At 68.7% G+C, this 13,497-nt stretch carries 14 protein-coding genes; 8 read left to right on the top strand and 6 right to left on the bottom strand.

All coding sequences use genetic code 11. From position 1 onward, the window contains the following. The first annotated feature begins 102 nt into the window (after window positions 1-102). Window positions 103-1,104, top strand: a complete 1,002-nt coding sequence (locus VQ065_RS27350) for an AraC family transcriptional regulator (protein ID WP_003095270.1) — start codon at window positions 103-105, stop codon at window positions 1,102-1,104. A 110-nt stretch (window positions 1,105-1,214) separates the two neighbouring features. Here VQ065_RS27350 and VQ065_RS27345 read toward each other — a convergent pair whose 3' ends face one another. Continuing rightward, window positions 1,215-2,570: a 3-oxoacyl-ACP reductase gene (locus tag VQ065_RS27345; protein WP_003111301.1), complete on the bottom strand. Its 1,356-nt coding sequence runs from the start codon at window positions 2,568-2,570 to the stop codon at window positions 1,215-1,217. Between the two features lie 254 nt (window positions 2,571-2,824). Between VQ065_RS27345 and VQ065_RS27340 the strand changes: the two genes are divergently transcribed. Beyond that, a complete protein-coding gene (locus tag VQ065_RS27340; RefSeq protein WP_003095263.1) occupies window positions 2,825-4,102 on the top strand; it encodes an acetyl-CoA C-acetyltransferase in 1,278 nt (425 codons plus the stop codon). A gap of 323 nt (window positions 4,103-4,425) precedes the next feature. Here VQ065_RS27340 and VQ065_RS27335 read toward each other — a convergent pair whose 3' ends face one another. Further along, entirely contained in the window at window positions 4,426-4,893 is a 468-nt protein-coding gene (locus VQ065_RS27335; protein ID WP_003095262.1) for an Lrp/AsnC family transcriptional regulator, read from the bottom strand. A gap of 154 nt (window positions 4,894-5,047) precedes the next feature. Between VQ065_RS27335 and yedA the strand changes: the two genes are divergently transcribed. The 6 genes from yedA (at window position 5,048) to VQ065_RS27305 (ending at window position 10,069) form a co-directional block, all read left to right on the top strand. Beyond that, window positions 5,048-5,938: a drug/metabolite exporter YedA gene (gene yedA / locus VQ065_RS27330; RefSeq protein WP_003112921.1), complete on the top strand. Its 891-nt coding sequence runs from the start codon at window positions 5,048-5,050 to the stop codon at window positions 5,936-5,938. A 33-nt stretch (window positions 5,939-5,971) separates the two neighbouring features. Beyond that, a complete protein-coding gene (locus VQ065_RS27325; protein ID WP_014603529.1) occupies window positions 5,972-6,217 on the top strand; it encodes a hypothetical protein in 246 nt (81 codons plus the stop codon). Between the two features lie 107 nt (window positions 6,218-6,324). Next, window positions 6,325-7,506, top strand: coding sequence for a cyclic di-GMP phosphodiesterase (locus tag VQ065_RS27320; protein WP_003095256.1), 1,182 nt, complete (start codon window positions 6,325-6,327; stop codon window positions 7,504-7,506). A gap of 123 nt (window positions 7,507-7,629) precedes the next feature. Beyond that, a complete protein-coding gene (locus tag VQ065_RS27315; protein WP_003095255.1) occupies window positions 7,630-8,523 on the top strand; it encodes a PA4780 family RIO1-like protein kinase in 894 nt (297 codons plus the stop codon). An 89-nt stretch (window positions 8,524-8,612) separates the two neighbouring features. After that, window positions 8,613-9,506 carry an EamA family transporter gene (locus VQ065_RS27310; protein WP_003095252.1) on the top strand — a complete coding sequence of 298 codons (894 nt, stop codon included), beginning with the start codon at window positions 8,613-8,615 and terminating at the stop codon, window positions 9,504-9,506. Continuing rightward, window positions 9,503-10,069, top strand: a complete 567-nt coding sequence (locus VQ065_RS27305) for a nucleotidyltransferase family protein (protein WP_003095249.1) — start codon at window positions 9,503-9,505, stop codon at window positions 10,067-10,069. The genes VQ065_RS27310 and VQ065_RS27305 overlap by 4 nt, the downstream gene beginning before the upstream one ends. Here VQ065_RS27305 and cueR read toward each other — a convergent pair. The 4 genes from cueR to VQ065_RS27285 all read right to left on the bottom strand — a co-directional run bounded on the left by cueR (window position 10,038) and on the right by VQ065_RS27285 (window position 13,495). Then, a complete protein-coding gene (gene cueR / locus VQ065_RS27300; RefSeq protein ID WP_003095248.1) occupies window positions 10,038-10,436 on the bottom strand; it encodes a Cu(I)-responsive transcriptional regulator in 399 nt (132 codons plus the stop codon). The genes VQ065_RS27305 and cueR overlap by 32 nt on opposite strands. Window positions 10,437-10,499: 63 nt before the next feature. Then, entirely contained in the window at window positions 10,500-11,933 is a 1,434-nt protein-coding gene (gene pmrB / locus VQ065_RS27295; protein ID WP_003095246.1) for a two-component system sensor histidine kinase PmrB, read from the bottom strand. Between the two features lie 23 nt (window positions 11,934-11,956). Further along, window positions 11,957-12,622 (bottom strand): two-component system response regulator PrmA, encoded by a 666-nt coding sequence (gene pmrA / locus VQ065_RS27290; protein WP_003095244.1) that lies wholly within the window; start codon window positions 12,620-12,622, stop codon window positions 11,957-11,959. Window positions 12,623-12,634: 12 nt separating this feature from the next. Then, window positions 12,635-13,495: a hypothetical protein gene (locus tag VQ065_RS27285; RefSeq protein WP_003095240.1), complete on the bottom strand. Its 861-nt coding sequence runs from the start codon at window positions 13,493-13,495 to the stop codon at window positions 12,635-12,637. Window positions 13,496-13,497: the final 2 nt, after the last annotated feature.

The following is a 13,497-nucleotide window of genomic DNA, read 5'->3' as shown; positions in this document are numbered from 1 at the left end:
TTTCCGTCATGCGGGATGGGTTATTTCTATGGCCTCTCCTTGAGAGGGGATGGCAAAGCTGCCTAAGATGGGCCCGCCCCATGGATAACTAGAAAAAACACCATGCGTGATCTGACCGACGATGTAGCGCTGATGCGCCCGGTGATCGACGCCCTGCGCGCCAGCGGCTGCGATCCGGACCGGGTCCTGGTCCGTGTCGGGCTGCCGCCGGGTGGCCTGCCGGCCGGCCGTTTCCCCCATTCCGCACAGAACCTGTTCTGGAAGGCCGCCGCCGACGAGTGCGGCGAAGAGCATGTCGGCCTGCACCTGGCCGAGCACCTGCCGGCGTTCCACGGCCTGCTCCTGGAATACCTGTTCCTCTCCAGCGATACCTTCGGCGCCGGCCTGCGCCATTCCCTGCGCTACGTACGCCTGCTGTCCGACACCCTGCAGGCGCAACTGGAGGTGGAGGGCGAGCGCGCGGTGCTGTCGCTGGGCGAATCGCCGGCGATCAACCGTCACTTCCCGGAAATGCTCGCCGGCGCGGTGATCCGCCTGTTCGGCGCGCTCACCGAGGGCGAGTTCAAGCCGCTGGAAGTGCAACTGATGAACGAAACCGGCGCGCCGATGGAGCGCTACCGTGCGGTCTACGGCTGCCCGACGATCCTCGGCATGCCGCGCTACGCGCTGGTATTCGATGCCGCGGTGCTGGACAAACCCTCGCGCCACGCCGCCCCGGAACTGCTGCGCATGCACGAGTCGCTGGCGCGCCGGCAACTGGCCGAAGTGGAGCGCCTGGACCTGGTGCGCCAGGTCCGCGAACTGATCGGCGAGTTGCTGGTGGACGGAGGCGCCACCCTGGAGCAGGTCGCCGCGCGCCTCGGCATGCCGGCCCGACGTCTGCGCGAACGCCTGGCGATGGCCGGGGTGCGCTTCAACGACCTGGTCACCGACTACCGCTGCCGACTGGCCAAGGAACTGCTGCTGAAGACCGACGAGCGCATCGAAGTGATCGTCGAACGCACCGGGTTTTCCGAGCCGAGCACCTTCTATCGCGCGTTCAAGCGCTGGGTCGGCGAGACGCCGGTGGAGTTCCGCCGGCGTGGGCAGCAGGGGCGCGGGTAGGGCCTGTCCGAAGGGGCTACCGGTGGTTTCCCGGTGCAGGGCCAGATAACGCCGTTGGCGTTATCCGCCCTACCGGGTCGGCGTCCTGTCGCCGGGGGGCAGGGGCCGCCTCAGGCCCCCAGCAGGCTCTGCCCGCACACCCTCAGCACCTGGCCGCTGACCGCGCCGGACGACGGCTGGGCGAACCAGGCCACCGTTTCGGCGACGTCCTGCGGCAGGCCGCCCTGGCTCATGGAGTTCATCCGCCGGCCGGCCTCGCGGATGGTCAGCGGAATGGCGGCGGTCATCTGCGTCTCGATGAAGCCCGGCGCCACCGCGTTGATGGTGATGCCGCGCTTGCCCAGCGCCGGCGCCCAGGCCTGGGCCAGGCCGATCAGGCCGGCCTTGCTCACCGCGTAGTTGCTCTGCCCGAGGTTGCCGGCGATGCCGCTGATCGACGCCAGCAATACCACCCGGCCGTTGTCATGCAGCTTGCCGCCGTCGAGCAGGGCCTGGGTCAGCACCTGCGGGGCATTGAGGTTGACGTTGATCACCGAGTTCCAGAAGTCGCTGCTCATCTTCGCCAGGGTCTTGTCGCGAGTGATCCCGGCGTTGTGCACGACGATATCGACGCCCTCAGGCAGCGCGTCCACCAGTTGCTGCCCGGCGTCCGCGGCGCAGATGTCGAGAGCCACGGCACGGCCGCCGAGGCGCGCGGCGAGGCCTTCGAGGGCCTCCCTGGCCGGCGGCACGTCGAGCAGCACCACTTCCGCGCCGTCGCGCGCCAGGGTTTCCGCGATGGCCGCGCCAATGCCGCGGGCGGCGCCGGTGACCAGCGCGCGCTGGCCGGCCAGCGGCTTGCTCCAGTCGTGGACCTGGGCGCTGTTGGCGGCAAGACGGATCACCTGGCCGGAGACGTAGGCGCTCTTCGGCGAGAGGAAGAAGCGCAGTGCGCCTTCCAGTTGGTCCTCGGCGCCCTTGCCGACGTACAGCAACTGCACGTTGCCGCCGCGACGGATTTCCTTGCCCAGGGAGCGGGTGAAACCTTCCAGGCTGCGTTGCACGCTGGCGGCGACCGGGTCCTTGAGAGACTCGGGGGCGCGTCCGAGGACCACCACCTTCGGGCATGTGTCGAGGCCCTTGAGCACCGGCTGGAAGAAGTCGCGCAGCGCCACCAACTGCTCGAAGCGGGTCAGGCCGCTGGCATCGAACAGCACCGCCTTGGCCCGCGGGCTGTGTTCGGCGGTCCAGCGCGGCAGCTCGAACTGTCCCTCGACGGCGGCGAACACCGCATCGGTCAGCTTGCCGGCGAAGGGCAGCACGGCCTCGGCCAGCGCGCCGCTCCCGCCGATCACCAGCGGGCCGTCCACCGGCCGCACCCGGCCGGCCTGCCAGCGCTCCAGGCGCAGCGGGGAGGGAAGGCCGACGGCGCCAACCAGGCGGCGGCCGACGGGGGAGTTGGCGAAGGCGATGTAACGATCGGTCATGGAACGGGCTCCCGGTGGAAAGGCTCCAAGGCTGAAGGTGGATTCCGCCGGCCAACGATGCCGAGGGAACGCGGGTAACAGTGTGGACAACTCTACGCAGCCACCTGTTCGCCGCAATTGACCGCGCTGACCGGGATAACGGCAGGGCGGCCAATGCGACGCGACCGGCTAAGGTTAGCCTGTGCGCCACTGACCGCTCAGTTAACGGGTCGAGCCTCGGCTCGGCGTAAACGATTCCAGCAAGGAGTTCTTCCATGACCCAGCTGCGCCGGGTCGCCATTGTCGGCGGCAACCGTATTCCCTTCGCCCGCTCGAACACCGTGTACGCCACGGCGAGCAACCAGGAGATGCTCACTTCCGCCCTGGAAGGCCTGGTGGAGCGCTACAACCTGCACGGAGAGCGCCTTGGCGAGGTGGTGGCCGGCGCCGTGCTGAAGCATTCGCGCGACTTCAACCTGACCCGCGAATGCGTGCTCGGTTCGCGCCTGGCCCCGGAAACCCCGGCCTACGATATCCAGCAGGCCTGCGGTACCGGCCTGGAGGCGGCGATCCTGGTGGCCAACAAGATCGCCCTCGGGCAGATCGACAGCGGCATCGCCGGCGGCGTCGACACCACTTCCGACGCGCCGATCGGGGTCAACGAGGGGCTGCGCAAGATTCTCCTCGAGGCCAACCGTGGCAAGAGCAACCTGGACAAGCTCAAGAGCCTGTTGAAGATCCGCCCGCGCCACGTGGTCCCGGCCATCCCGCGCAACGGCGAGCCGCGCACCGGGCTGTCGATGGGGGAGTCCTGCGAACTGATGGCGCAGACCTGGCAGATTCCCCGCGACGAGCAGGACAGGCTGGCCTTCGAGAGCCACCACAAGCTGGCCGCGGCCTATGAGGAGGGCTGGCAGAACGACCTGATGACGCCGTTCCGCGGCCTGACCCGCGACCAGAACCTGCGCCCGGATATCGACCTGGAGAAGATCGGCACCCTCAAGCCGGTGTTCGAGCGCGGCTCGCGCGGCACCCTCACGGCGGCCAACTCGACGCCGCTGACCGACGGCGCCTCGGTGGTACTGCTGGCCAGCGAGGAGTGGGCGAAGGCGCGCGGCCTGCCGATCCTGGCCTACTTCAAGGACGGCGAGGCGGCGGCGGTGAACTTCGTCGATCGCCAGGAGGGCCTGCTGATGGCGCCGGTCTACGCGGTGCCGCGGCTGCTGGCACGCAACGGCTTGAGCCTGCAGGACTTCGACTACTACGAGATCCACGAGGCCTTCGCCGCCCAGGTGCTCTGCACCCTGAAGGCCTGGGAAGACCCCGAGTACTGCAAGACCCGTCTCGGCCTCGACCAGCCGCTGGGCTCCATCGACCGCAGCAAGCTCAACGTCAAGGGCAGCTCGCTGGCCGCCGGCCACCCGTTCGCCGCCACCGGAGGACGGATCGTCGCCAACCTGGCCAAGCTGCTCTCGGTGGCGGAGCAGGGACGCGGGTTGATTTCCATCTGCGCCGCCGGTGGGCAGGGTGTGACCGCGATCATCGAGCGGTAATCCAATAGGGCGAGCGGCCTTGTCGCTCGACGATGTAAGCAACTCCGTGACTTGGGCGGTGCCGTGCGAACGGGACCGCCTTTTTTTTTGCTGGCGCCCTACGGTTCGGGTTCGTCGGCGGCGTTGGAGACAGCGAATTCGACGCTTGTACGGAGAATCCCCTCTCTCTTCAGGGAGAGAGTTGGGGTGAGGGCGGCTCCGCTATCGGCCGGGAGTGCCGCTGCGGAGGATAACGCCGTTGGCGTTATGCGCCCTACGGTTCGGGTTCGTGGCGGCGATGAAGTACGGATCCCGACGCCTGCCGGATAACCCCGGCGTAGGGCTCACGCCGCACATCCGCCATTGCCGTCCTGCCCCCGCAGGCTTGCCGGCTGGCGGTCGGCGAAGGGGGTGGAGAGGATCATCGAGGTCTTGCTGATGCCGAACTTCATCAGCCGGTCGATCAGGTCCTGCAGCTCCGGCATCGAAGCCACGGCGGCCTTCATCAGCACGCAGGCGTCGCCGGTGATCCGGTGGCAGAGGGTCAGTTGGGGGATCCGGGCCAGTTCGTCGAGCACCGACTGGCAATCCTTCTCGGTGATCCGCAGTTCGATCACGCACTCGATGGGCAGGCCGAGCTTGGCCAGGTTCACCGAGGCGTGGTAGCCGGTGATCACCCCTTCGGCCTCCAGCTTGGCCACCCGGTCGGCCACCGCCGGGGGTGACAGGTTGATGCGCCGGGCCAGTTCGGCGAAGGTCAGGCGGCCGTTGTCGATCAGGGCGGCGAGGAGCGCACGGTCGTATTTGTCCATGATGGGTCCCGGTTGTCGAATCGACGGAAAGCATGGCCGATTTCCATGGAAAGAAAAGTGTTACGTCCCGATAACCAGCGGCTGTGCCTTAACCGGCGGGTAGCGACCTCATAAAATGAAGTCTTTCTCCCGCCTGCCCTGTCGAGTGCTTTCCATGCCTGCCCGTCGCCTTCCGCTGTTGCTTTTCGGTGCGTTCTTCGCCCTGTACTTCATCTGGGGCTCCACTTACCTGGCGATCCGCTTCGGCGTCGAGTCCTGGCCTCCGATGCTGATGGCCGGGGTGCGCTTCGTCATCGCCGGCGGCCTGATGTTCGCCTGGTTGCGCTGGCGCGGCGCGCCGTTGCCGACCTGGCGCGAGTGGCGCGGCGCGGGGGTCGTCGGAATCCTCCTGCTCAGTTGCGGCAACGGCGGGGTGACGGTGGCCGAGCACTGGGGCGTGTCTTCCGGGGTGGCGGCCCTCGCGGTGGCTACGGTGCCGCTGTTCACCCTGCTGTTCAGCCAGTTGTTCGGCCAGCGCAACACCACCCTGGAATGGGGCGGCATCGTGCTCGGGCTGTTCGGCATCGTCCTGCTCAACCTCGGTTCGAACCTCCAGGCCAGCCCTGCCGGCGCCGGCCTGATCCTGTTCGCTGCCGCGTCCTGGGCCTTCGGCTCGGTGTGGAGCCGGCGCCTGTCGCTGCCGGCCGGACCGATGGCCAGCGCCGCGGAAATGCTGGTCGGCGGCGCGGTGCTGCTGGTCGGCAGCCTGGCCAGCGGCGAGCGCCTGGAGCATTGGCCGAGCACCAGCGGCTGGCTGGCGCTGGTGTACCTGATCCTGTTCGGCTCGATCATCGCCTTCAGCGCCTACCAGTACCTGCTGCGCAACGTACGGCCGGCGGCGGCCACCAGCTATGCCTACGTCAATCCGGCGGTGGCGGTGTTGCTCGGCACCCTGTTCGCCGGCGAGCGGATCGGCGGTATCGAGGGGCTGGCGATGCTGGTGATCATCAGCGCCGTGGTGCTCATCGGCCTGCCCCAGTGGCGCGCCAGCCGCGCCGCCGCCTGAATGCCTTAAGCGATCCCTAAGGCGGGCTGCGCCATGCTGCGGCGCAGCGCCCGGATGGGCCGGGCTGACGGGGGTACGAAGATGAAAGCGCTGGTCATCGGTGTGGTCCTGGTGTTCCTTGGCGGTTGCGCCAGTCACGTGAGCCCCGGCGGCAAGGCCATCGAGTCGCCGATCAAGGAGTATTTCGGCCAGGACCCCATCGAGCGCCGGGCCTTCGGCGAGAGCGAGAGCGGCGCCGAGGCCGAGGATTCGCCACTGCGTTTCCGCCTGACGCCCTGAACGGTCGCCCCGGGCGCCTGACCGGACGTGCAGAAGTCGTCTCCAGCGTCTTCAATACGGAATGACGGTCGCCGCCAGGCGGCCCCGTAGCGAAGGCCGGAGGGGCGATGGAGAGCATGCTGGACAGGCCCGAGCAGGAACTCGTGCTGGTGGTGGACGACACCCCGGACAACCTGCTGCTGATGCGCGAGCTGCTCGAGGAGCAGTACCGCGTGCGCACCGCCGGCAGCGGCCCGGCCGGGCTGCGGGCGGCCGTCGAAGAGCCGCGCCCGGACCTGATCCTGCTCGATGTGAACATGCCGGGCATGGACGGCTACGAGGTCTGCCGACGGCTCAAGGCCGATCCGCTGACCCGCGACATCCCGTTGATGTTCCTCACTGCCCGCGCCGATCGCGACGACGAGCAACAGGGCCTGGCCCTGGGCGCGGTGGATTACCTGGGCAAGCCGGTGAGCCCGCCGATCGTCCTGGCGCGGGTGCGTACCCATCTGCAATTGAAGGCCAATGCCGATTTCCTGCGCGACAAGAGCGAATACCTGGAACTCGAAGTGCGCCGTCGCACGCGCCAGCTGCAACAGTTGCAGGACGCCGTCATCGAAGCCCTGGCGACCCTTGGCGATCTTCGCGACAACCCGCGCAGCCGCCATCTTCCGCGTATCGAGCGCTATGTCAGGCTGCTCGCCGAGCATCTGGCGGCGCAGCGGGCGTTCGCTGACGAGCTGACTCCGGAAGCTGTCGACCTGCTGAGCAAGTCGGCGCTGTTGCATGACATCGGCAAGGTCGCGGTGCCCGACCGGGTCCTGCTCAACCCCGGGCAACTGGACGCCGCCGACACCGCCCTGCTACAGGGCCATACCCGCGCCGGACGCGACGCCCTGGCCAGCGCCGAGCGGCGGCTCGGCCAGCCTTCCGGGTTCCTCCGCTTCGCCCGGCAGATCGCCTACAGCCATCACGAACGCTGGGATGGCCGGGGCTTTCCGGAAGGCCTGGCGGGCGAGCGGATTCCCCTGGCGGCGCGGATCGTCGCCCTGGCAGACCGCTACGATGAACTGACCAGCCGGCACGCCTACCGGCCGCCGCTGGCGCACGCCGAGGCAGTGCTGTTGATCCAGGCCGGCGCCGACAGTGAATTCGACCCACGGCTGGTGGAGGCCTTCGTCGCCGTGGCCGACGCTTTCGCCGAGGTTGCCCAGCGCTACGCCGACAGCGCCGAGGCGCTGGACGTGGAGATGCAGCGGCTGGAACAGGCGGTGGCGGAAAGCATCGAACTCACCGCGCCACCAGCCTAGTACGCCGATCGGGGCGCAGTCCGGCGGAAAGCCGGCGCGTCCGGCTGTGCTCGGCACGGCGTTTGCCGTATAACGTCAGACCCTTTGCCTTCCACATTGGCCCCGAGGAACCGCGTAGCACCGATGAAGACACCCAGACGCCTGGAACCGTTGATCGAAGACGGTCTGATCGACGAGGTCGTGCGCCCGCTGATGAGCGGCAAGGAAGCCTCGGTCTATGTGGTGCGTTGCGGCGACAGCCTGCGTTGCGCCAAGGTCTACAAGGAGGCCAACAAGCGCAGCTTCCGCCAGGCCGCCGAGTACCAGGAGGGCCGCAAGGTCCGCAACAGCCGCCAGGCGCGGGCCATGGCCAAGGGCTCGAAGTATGGCCGCCGCGAACAGGAGGAAGCCTGGCAGAATGCCGAAGTGGCGGCCCTGTTCCGTCTCGCCGGGGCCGGTGTGCGGGTGCCGAAGCCCTATGATTTCCTCGATGGCGTGTTGCTGATGGAACTGGTGGCGGACGCCGACGGCGATGCTGCGCCGCGTCTCAACGACGTGACGCTGGAGCCCGACGAGGCACGGCGCCACCACGCTTTCCTGATCCGCCAGATCGTAGCCATGCTCTGCGCCGGCCTGGTGCACGGCGACCTCTCCGAGTTCAACGTCCTGCTCGGTCCGGACGGCCCGGTGATCATCGACTTGCCGCAGGCGGTCGACGCGGCCGGCAACAACCATGCGTTCAGCATGCTCGAACGCGACGTCGGCAACATGGCCGCCTACTTCGGCCGCTTCGCCCCGGAACTCAGGCAGACCCGCTATGCCAAGGAAATGTGGGCGCTCTACGAAGCCGGCGAGCTGACAGCGGAAACCCCGCTCAGCGGCACCTTCGTCGAAGCCGAAGAGGCCGCCGACGTGCGCGCGGTGCTCCGCGAGATCGAGGCCGCGCAGCGCGAGGAGGCGCGTCGCCAGGCGCTGCGCCAGGCCGACGACGCGCCGCGTGGCGAGCGCGAGGAACCGCCGCCGCCCTGGTTGCAGTGAGCGGCTGGCGGATGTTTTTTCCCGCCAACTGTATCGCGACCCTTGCGCGCGCAACTGCTAGCGTGGCCTGAGGTTTTCCGGAGGCCGCCATGCCTGTTGCACATATCCTGCTCGCCCTGCTGGTGACCCTGATCTGGGGTCTGAACTTCGTCGTGATCAAGGTCGGCCTCGGCGACTTCCCGCCGCTGCTGTTCTGCGCCCTGCGCTTCGCCCTGGCGGCGCTGCCGCTGCTGGTCCTGCGCGGGCCGATGCCGGCGCCGTTCGGACGCATCCTGCTGATCGGCGTGCTCCTCGGGGTGGTCAAGTTCGGCCTGCTGTTCGTCGGCATGGCCCAGGGCATGCCGGCCGGGCTGTCGTCGCTGGTGCTGCAGAGCCAGGTATTCTTCACCATCCTCATCGCCGCCCTGTGGCTGGGCGAGCGGCCGTCGCCGCGCGGGTTGTTCGGCCTCCTGCTGGCGGCGGCGGGGCTGGTCCTGATCGGCCTGGAGCGGCCGCTGGGAGACAGCCTGCTGGCATTCCTGCTGGTGGTCGCCGCGGCGCTGGCCTGGTCCTTCGCCAACATCGCCACCAAGCGTTCCGGGGCCACCGACATGCTGCGCCTGATCTGCTGGGTCAGCCTGGTCCCGCCGTTGCCGCTGCTGGCGCTTTCCTATGTATTCGAAGGTCCGCACGCCATCGAGCGCGCCGTGCTGAACATGAGCTGGGGCGGCTTCGGCGCGCTGCTCTACATCGCCTTCGGCGCGACTACGGTGGGCTTCGCCATCTGGAGTTTCCTCCTGCGCCACTACCCGGCCAGCCTGGTGACCCCGTTCGCCTTGGCGGTGCCGGTGTCGGGCATGCTCGCCGGCTGGCTGCTGCTCGGCGAACGCCTCGACCTGGACAGCCTGCTGGCCTGCGCGCTGGTGTTCGTCGGGCTGGCCATCACCCTGTTGCCGGCCAGCCTGCTGCGACGCTTCGCCTGGCCGGTGCGGCGGTTGGGATGAAAACGGCGGAAGACATCCTCGCGCTGATCGCCGCCGATTCCTCGCGCCTGCATCTGCTCCGCGTGCTGCGCGAGGTCGGCCCGGAGGGCGCCTGGATCGGCGCCGGTTTCGTGCGCAACGCGGTATGGGACCATCTGCATGGCTACGGCGAAGCCACGCCGCTGGCGGACATCGACGTACTTCATTTCGCCCCGCGGGCCCTCGACCCACAGGTCGACGCCGACTTCGAGGCCGCGTTGCGCCGTCGCTGCGAGGCGCCCTGGTCGGTGAAGAACCAGGCGCGCATGCACCTGCGCAACGGCGACCGGCCCTACCGGGATTGCGCCGATGCGCTGTGCCACTGGGCGGAAACGTGCACGGCGGTGGCGCTGCGGCTCGTCGGCGAACGCCTGGAGCTACTGGCTCCGCTGGGCGTCGACGACCTGCTGGCGCTTAAGGTGCGGCCCACCGCGCATTTCGCCGGCAAGCCGGAGGTCTACCGGCGGCGCCTGCGGGAGAAGAACTGGACGGCGCGCTGGCCGCTGCTGGATATCAGTGGCAGCAGCCAGACGCCAGGTCCTTGAGGATCGGGCAGTCGGGGCGGTGGTCGCCCTGGCAGTGCTCGACCAGGTCCTGCAGGGTGTCGCGCAGGGTGCTGAGCTCCTCGATCTTGCGATTCAGCTCGCGCACGTGCTGCGCCGCCAGGGCCTTGACGTCGGCACTGGCGCGCTGGCGATCCTGCCAGAGGGTGAGCAGCTTGCCGACTTCGTCGAGGGAGAAACCGAGGTCCCGCGAACGGCGGATGAACGCCAGGGTATGCAGGTCGTTCTCGTTGTAGTGGCGGTAGCCGCTGGCGCTGCGTCCGGCCGGGCGGAGCAGCTCGATGGACTCGTAGTAACGGATCATCTTCGGCGTCAGTCCGCTTTTCTTCGCCGCTTCACCGATGTTCATCCGGGTCTCCTGGGAGGTTGCGAAGCCGCTAGCCTATCCCTTTCCCGGCCAATGCGCAGGCTATCAGATATGTGACCGCCCGCTGTCCGGACCTCTGGCCGGCGGCCGCGTCGCGTCCGGCTGGGTCTTCGGCAGGAACACCTGTACTTCCAGCCCTTTGCCCTCCAGTCCCTTGCCCAGGCCGATACTGCCGAAGTGCAGTTCGACGATGCGCTTGACGATCGGCAGGCCCAGGCCGCTGCCCTCGCCGCTGCTGGTGGCGGGGCTGCGGTAGAAGCGGGTGAAGATCGCCTGCTGCTCTTCCAGGGCGACCCCGGGGCCGTTGTCGCGCACCCGCAGCACGGCGTGCTGGGCGCGATTCTCGACGCGGATCTCGACCTGGCCCCCGGCCGGCGTGTAGCGCAGGGCGTTGCTCACCAGGTTGCCGACCATCGCCTTCAGCCACAGGTCGATGCCCATCACGTGCACGGTCTCCTGGTGCAACGACAGCTCGATGTCCTTGTCGATGGCCTGGCGCGCCAGTTCGGAGAGTACGTCTTCGGCCAGGGTGGCGAGGTTGACCGGGTGGAATTGCTCCAGCAGGGCGTCGCCGTCGAGGCGGGCGAGAAGCAGGATCTGCTCCATCAAGGTGCTGATCCGCTCGACGCTGCGACTGACTTGCAGCAGGCCGCGGGCGTGGGCCTTGGGGTCTTCCGAACGCAGCGCGACCTGGGCATGGGTGCGCAGGCTGGCCAGCGGCGTGCGGATCTCATGGGCGGCGTCGCTGGTCAGTCGGCGTTCGGCCTCGAGGGCGGTGCGCAGGCGCTCGAGCAGGAGGTTGAGTTCGTCGATGAGGCCGCGGATCTCCAGCGGCACCGCCTCCACCGCGATCGGCTGCAGGTGTCGCGCGGAGCGCTGCTGGACCTCGGCCTGCACTTCGCGTAGCGGCGCCAGGCCGCGGGCAACGCCGAACCAGACCAGGCCGCCGAGCAACGGCAGCGCCAGCAGCAGCGGGAACAGCGAATAGAACAGCAGCAGGTTCATGGTGTGCTGGCGGTAGATCAGGTTTTCGCTGATCCAGATCTGGAAGCCGTCGATGTTCAGCTGGAGCACCCGCCAGTGGGTGCCCTGGGCTTCCACGGTGCTGAAGCCGGGGCCCTGGGCCGTGATCTCCGGCGGCAGGTTGAGGCTCGACAGCAGCGGCTGGCCGTCGCGCCACAGGGCGTAGCCGAGGGCGCTTTCGCGGCGCAGCAGGGGCAGGCCCTGGATCGCCTCGCGGCTGCGTTCGATGATCTCGGTGATCGAGCCGTCCTCGCTGGCCTGGTCTTCGGTGGCAAGGTCGAGCAGGCGCAGGGCGGCTTCGCCGAAGTCCACCATGTCGTCGTCGAACAGTCGGTTCACCTGCTTCAGCGAGAGGTGGTAGGTCAGCGCCGCCACGCTCAGCCAGCACAGCACGAAGCCGACCAGCAGGTTGACCAGCAGGCGCCGGCGGACGGAGGGGACGGCGGTACGCGGCATCGGAGGACTCCGGTAGGCGGTTTTCAGGGCGCCGGCTGGTCGATGCCGTAGCCGATGCCGCGGACGGTGCGGATCAACTGGTTGCCGAGCTTGCGCCGCAGGTGATGGACATGGACCTCGATGGCGTTGCTCTCGACGTCGCCGCTCCAGCCGTAGAGGCTCTGCTCCAGTTGGTTGCGCGAGAGCACCTTGCCGCTGTTCTCCAGCAGCAGGCGCAGCAGCGCGTATTCGCGCGGCGCCAGTTCCACCGCCTGGCCGGACAGGGTCACCTGGTGGGTCGCCGGGTCCAGGCGCAGCTCGCCGTGCACCAGTTGCGGCAGGGCGCGGCCGGTGGTGCGGCGGGTCAGGGCGCGCACCCGCGCCTGCAGTTCGTCGAGATCGAAGGGCTTGGTCAGGTAGTCGTCGGCACCGCTGTCGAGCCCGGCGACCCGGTCGGCCACCTTGTCCCGCGCGGTGAGCAGCAGCACCGGGGTGAGCCGGCCCTGGTGACGCAGGTTGCGCAGGATGTCCAGGCCGCTGCGGCGCGGCAGGCCGATGTCGAGCACCAGCAGGTCGAACTCGTCGGTGACCAGCGCGTTCTCCGCGGCCACGCCGTCGGTCACCCATTCCACGGTATCGCCTTCCAGGCGCAGCCCGGCGCGGATGCCGTCGCCGAGCAGCAGGTCGTCCTCGGCCAGCAGTATTCTCATGGCAGCCTCGTTTCAGTGATTCCACAATTCCCACAGGCTCAGGCCGGCCTCCAGCAGGAGGATGGCGACGATCAGCCATTCGACCCGCAGTTCGCCCCGGAAGTAACGGTATTCACCGAGGCGGTCGGCGGCCAGTTCGTAGAGGTCCTGCAGCACTTCGATGCGGTCGTCCAGGGTCGCCAGGCGATCGTGCACTTCGGCCTGCATGGCCAGTTCGTTGTAGAGCCGGCGCACCGCGCCGTTCAGTTGCAGCGGCGGCTTCTCCAGGTGCGACTCCAGGCGGGCGTAGGCCATGCGCCAGAGTGTAGTGCGTCGCACCTGCCGGTTCACATGTTCCTGGCGCCGCAGGGCGGCGCGGCGCGGTAGCTGGGTCAGTTCGACATCGGCCTGGGCCGGTTCCCAGGCCGCCGCGGTGTCGTCTTCCAGGCGCCGCAGGTGACCTTCGTGCCAGGCGAAGACGGCCAGGCCTTCGAGCAGCTCCCGGCAGCGTTCGGGATTGCCGATGACCAGCGCGCGGCCGGGGCGCCACAGCACTCGCTCGCCGAACGAGGGCGCTTCCAGGGTCGGCTGGCGCTCGTCCTCGCCGGCGGCCATCCAGGCTTCCAGGCTCTGGCGCCAGGCGTGCCCGGTCTGTAGCCCGGCGTTGGCGAAGATCACCAGCAGCTCGTCGTCGACGGCGGTCTCCGGTAGTTCCGCGTCTTCGCTCAGCTCGATGCGTTGCTCCAGGACTGCCAGCGCCGGCTGCGGATCGCGCAGGGTGGCCAGCAGCGGCAGGCCGCCGCTGTCCGCGGCGGAGCGGAAGCGTACCCGGTGCAGCAGGCAGGGCGCGCCGTTGACGGCCAGCGGTACGCTGGCCAGGGGAGCGGCGGACATCT

The organism is Pseudomonas sp. KBN10P06128 (assembly GCF_037574945.1).
Classification (GTDB): Bacteria; Pseudomonadota; Gammaproteobacteria; order Pseudomonadales; family Pseudomonadaceae; genus Pseudomonas; species Pseudomonas aeruginosa.
The sequence above is the reverse complement of the archived record's forward strand: the minus strand, read 5'-3'. Positions and strand labels throughout refer to the sequence as shown.

Bases quoted from the DNA above. Each gene is read 5' to 3' on its own strand.
- VQ065_RS27335 (WP_003095262.1), bottom strand. From the start codon at position 4,893: ATGGACAAATACGACCGTGCGCTCCTCGCCGCCCTGATCGACAACGGC.
- VQ065_RS27325 (WP_014603529.1), top strand. From the start codon at position 5,972: ATGCTGCGGCGCAGCGCCCGGATGGGCCGGGCTGACGGGGGTACGAAG.
- VQ065_RS27320 (WP_003095256.1), top strand. From the start codon at position 6,325: ATGGAGAGCATGCTGGACAGGCCCGAGCAGGAACTCGTGCTGGTGGTG.
- VQ065_RS27345 (WP_003111301.1), bottom strand. From the start codon at position 2,570: ATGACCGATCGTTACATCGCCTTCGCCAACTCCCCCGTCGGCCGCCGC.
- cueR (WP_003095248.1), bottom strand. From the start codon at position 10,436: ATGAACATCGGTGAAGCGGCGAAGAAAAGCGGACTGACGCCGAAGATG.
- VQ065_RS27350 (WP_003095270.1), top strand. From the start codon at position 103: ATGCGTGATCTGACCGACGATGTAGCGCTGATGCGCCCGGTGATCGAC.
- VQ065_RS27315 (WP_003095255.1), top strand. From the start codon at position 7,630: ATGAAGACACCCAGACGCCTGGAACCGTTGATCGAAGACGGTCTGATC.
- yedA (WP_003112921.1), top strand. From the start codon at position 5,048: ATGCCTGCCCGTCGCCTTCCGCTGTTGCTTTTCGGTGCGTTCTTCGCC.
- VQ065_RS27305 (WP_003095249.1), top strand. From the start codon at position 9,503: ATGAAAACGGCGGAAGACATCCTCGCGCTGATCGCCGCCGATTCCTCG.
- pmrB (WP_003095246.1), bottom strand. From the start codon at position 11,933: ATGCCGCGTACCGCCGTCCCCTCCGTCCGCCGGCGCCTGCTGGTCAAC.
- VQ065_RS27340 (WP_003095263.1), top strand. From the start codon at position 2,825: ATGACCCAGCTGCGCCGGGTCGCCATTGTCGGCGGCAACCGTATTCCC.
- VQ065_RS27285 (WP_003095240.1), bottom strand. From the start codon at position 13,495: ATGTCCGCCGCTCCCCTGGCCAGCGTACCGCTGGCCGTCAACGGCGCG.
- pmrA (WP_003095244.1), bottom strand. From the start codon at position 12,622: ATGAGAATACTGCTGGCCGAGGACGACCTGCTGCTCGGCGACGGCATC.
- VQ065_RS27310 (WP_003095252.1), top strand. From the start codon at position 8,613: ATGCCTGTTGCACATATCCTGCTCGCCCTGCTGGTGACCCTGATCTGG.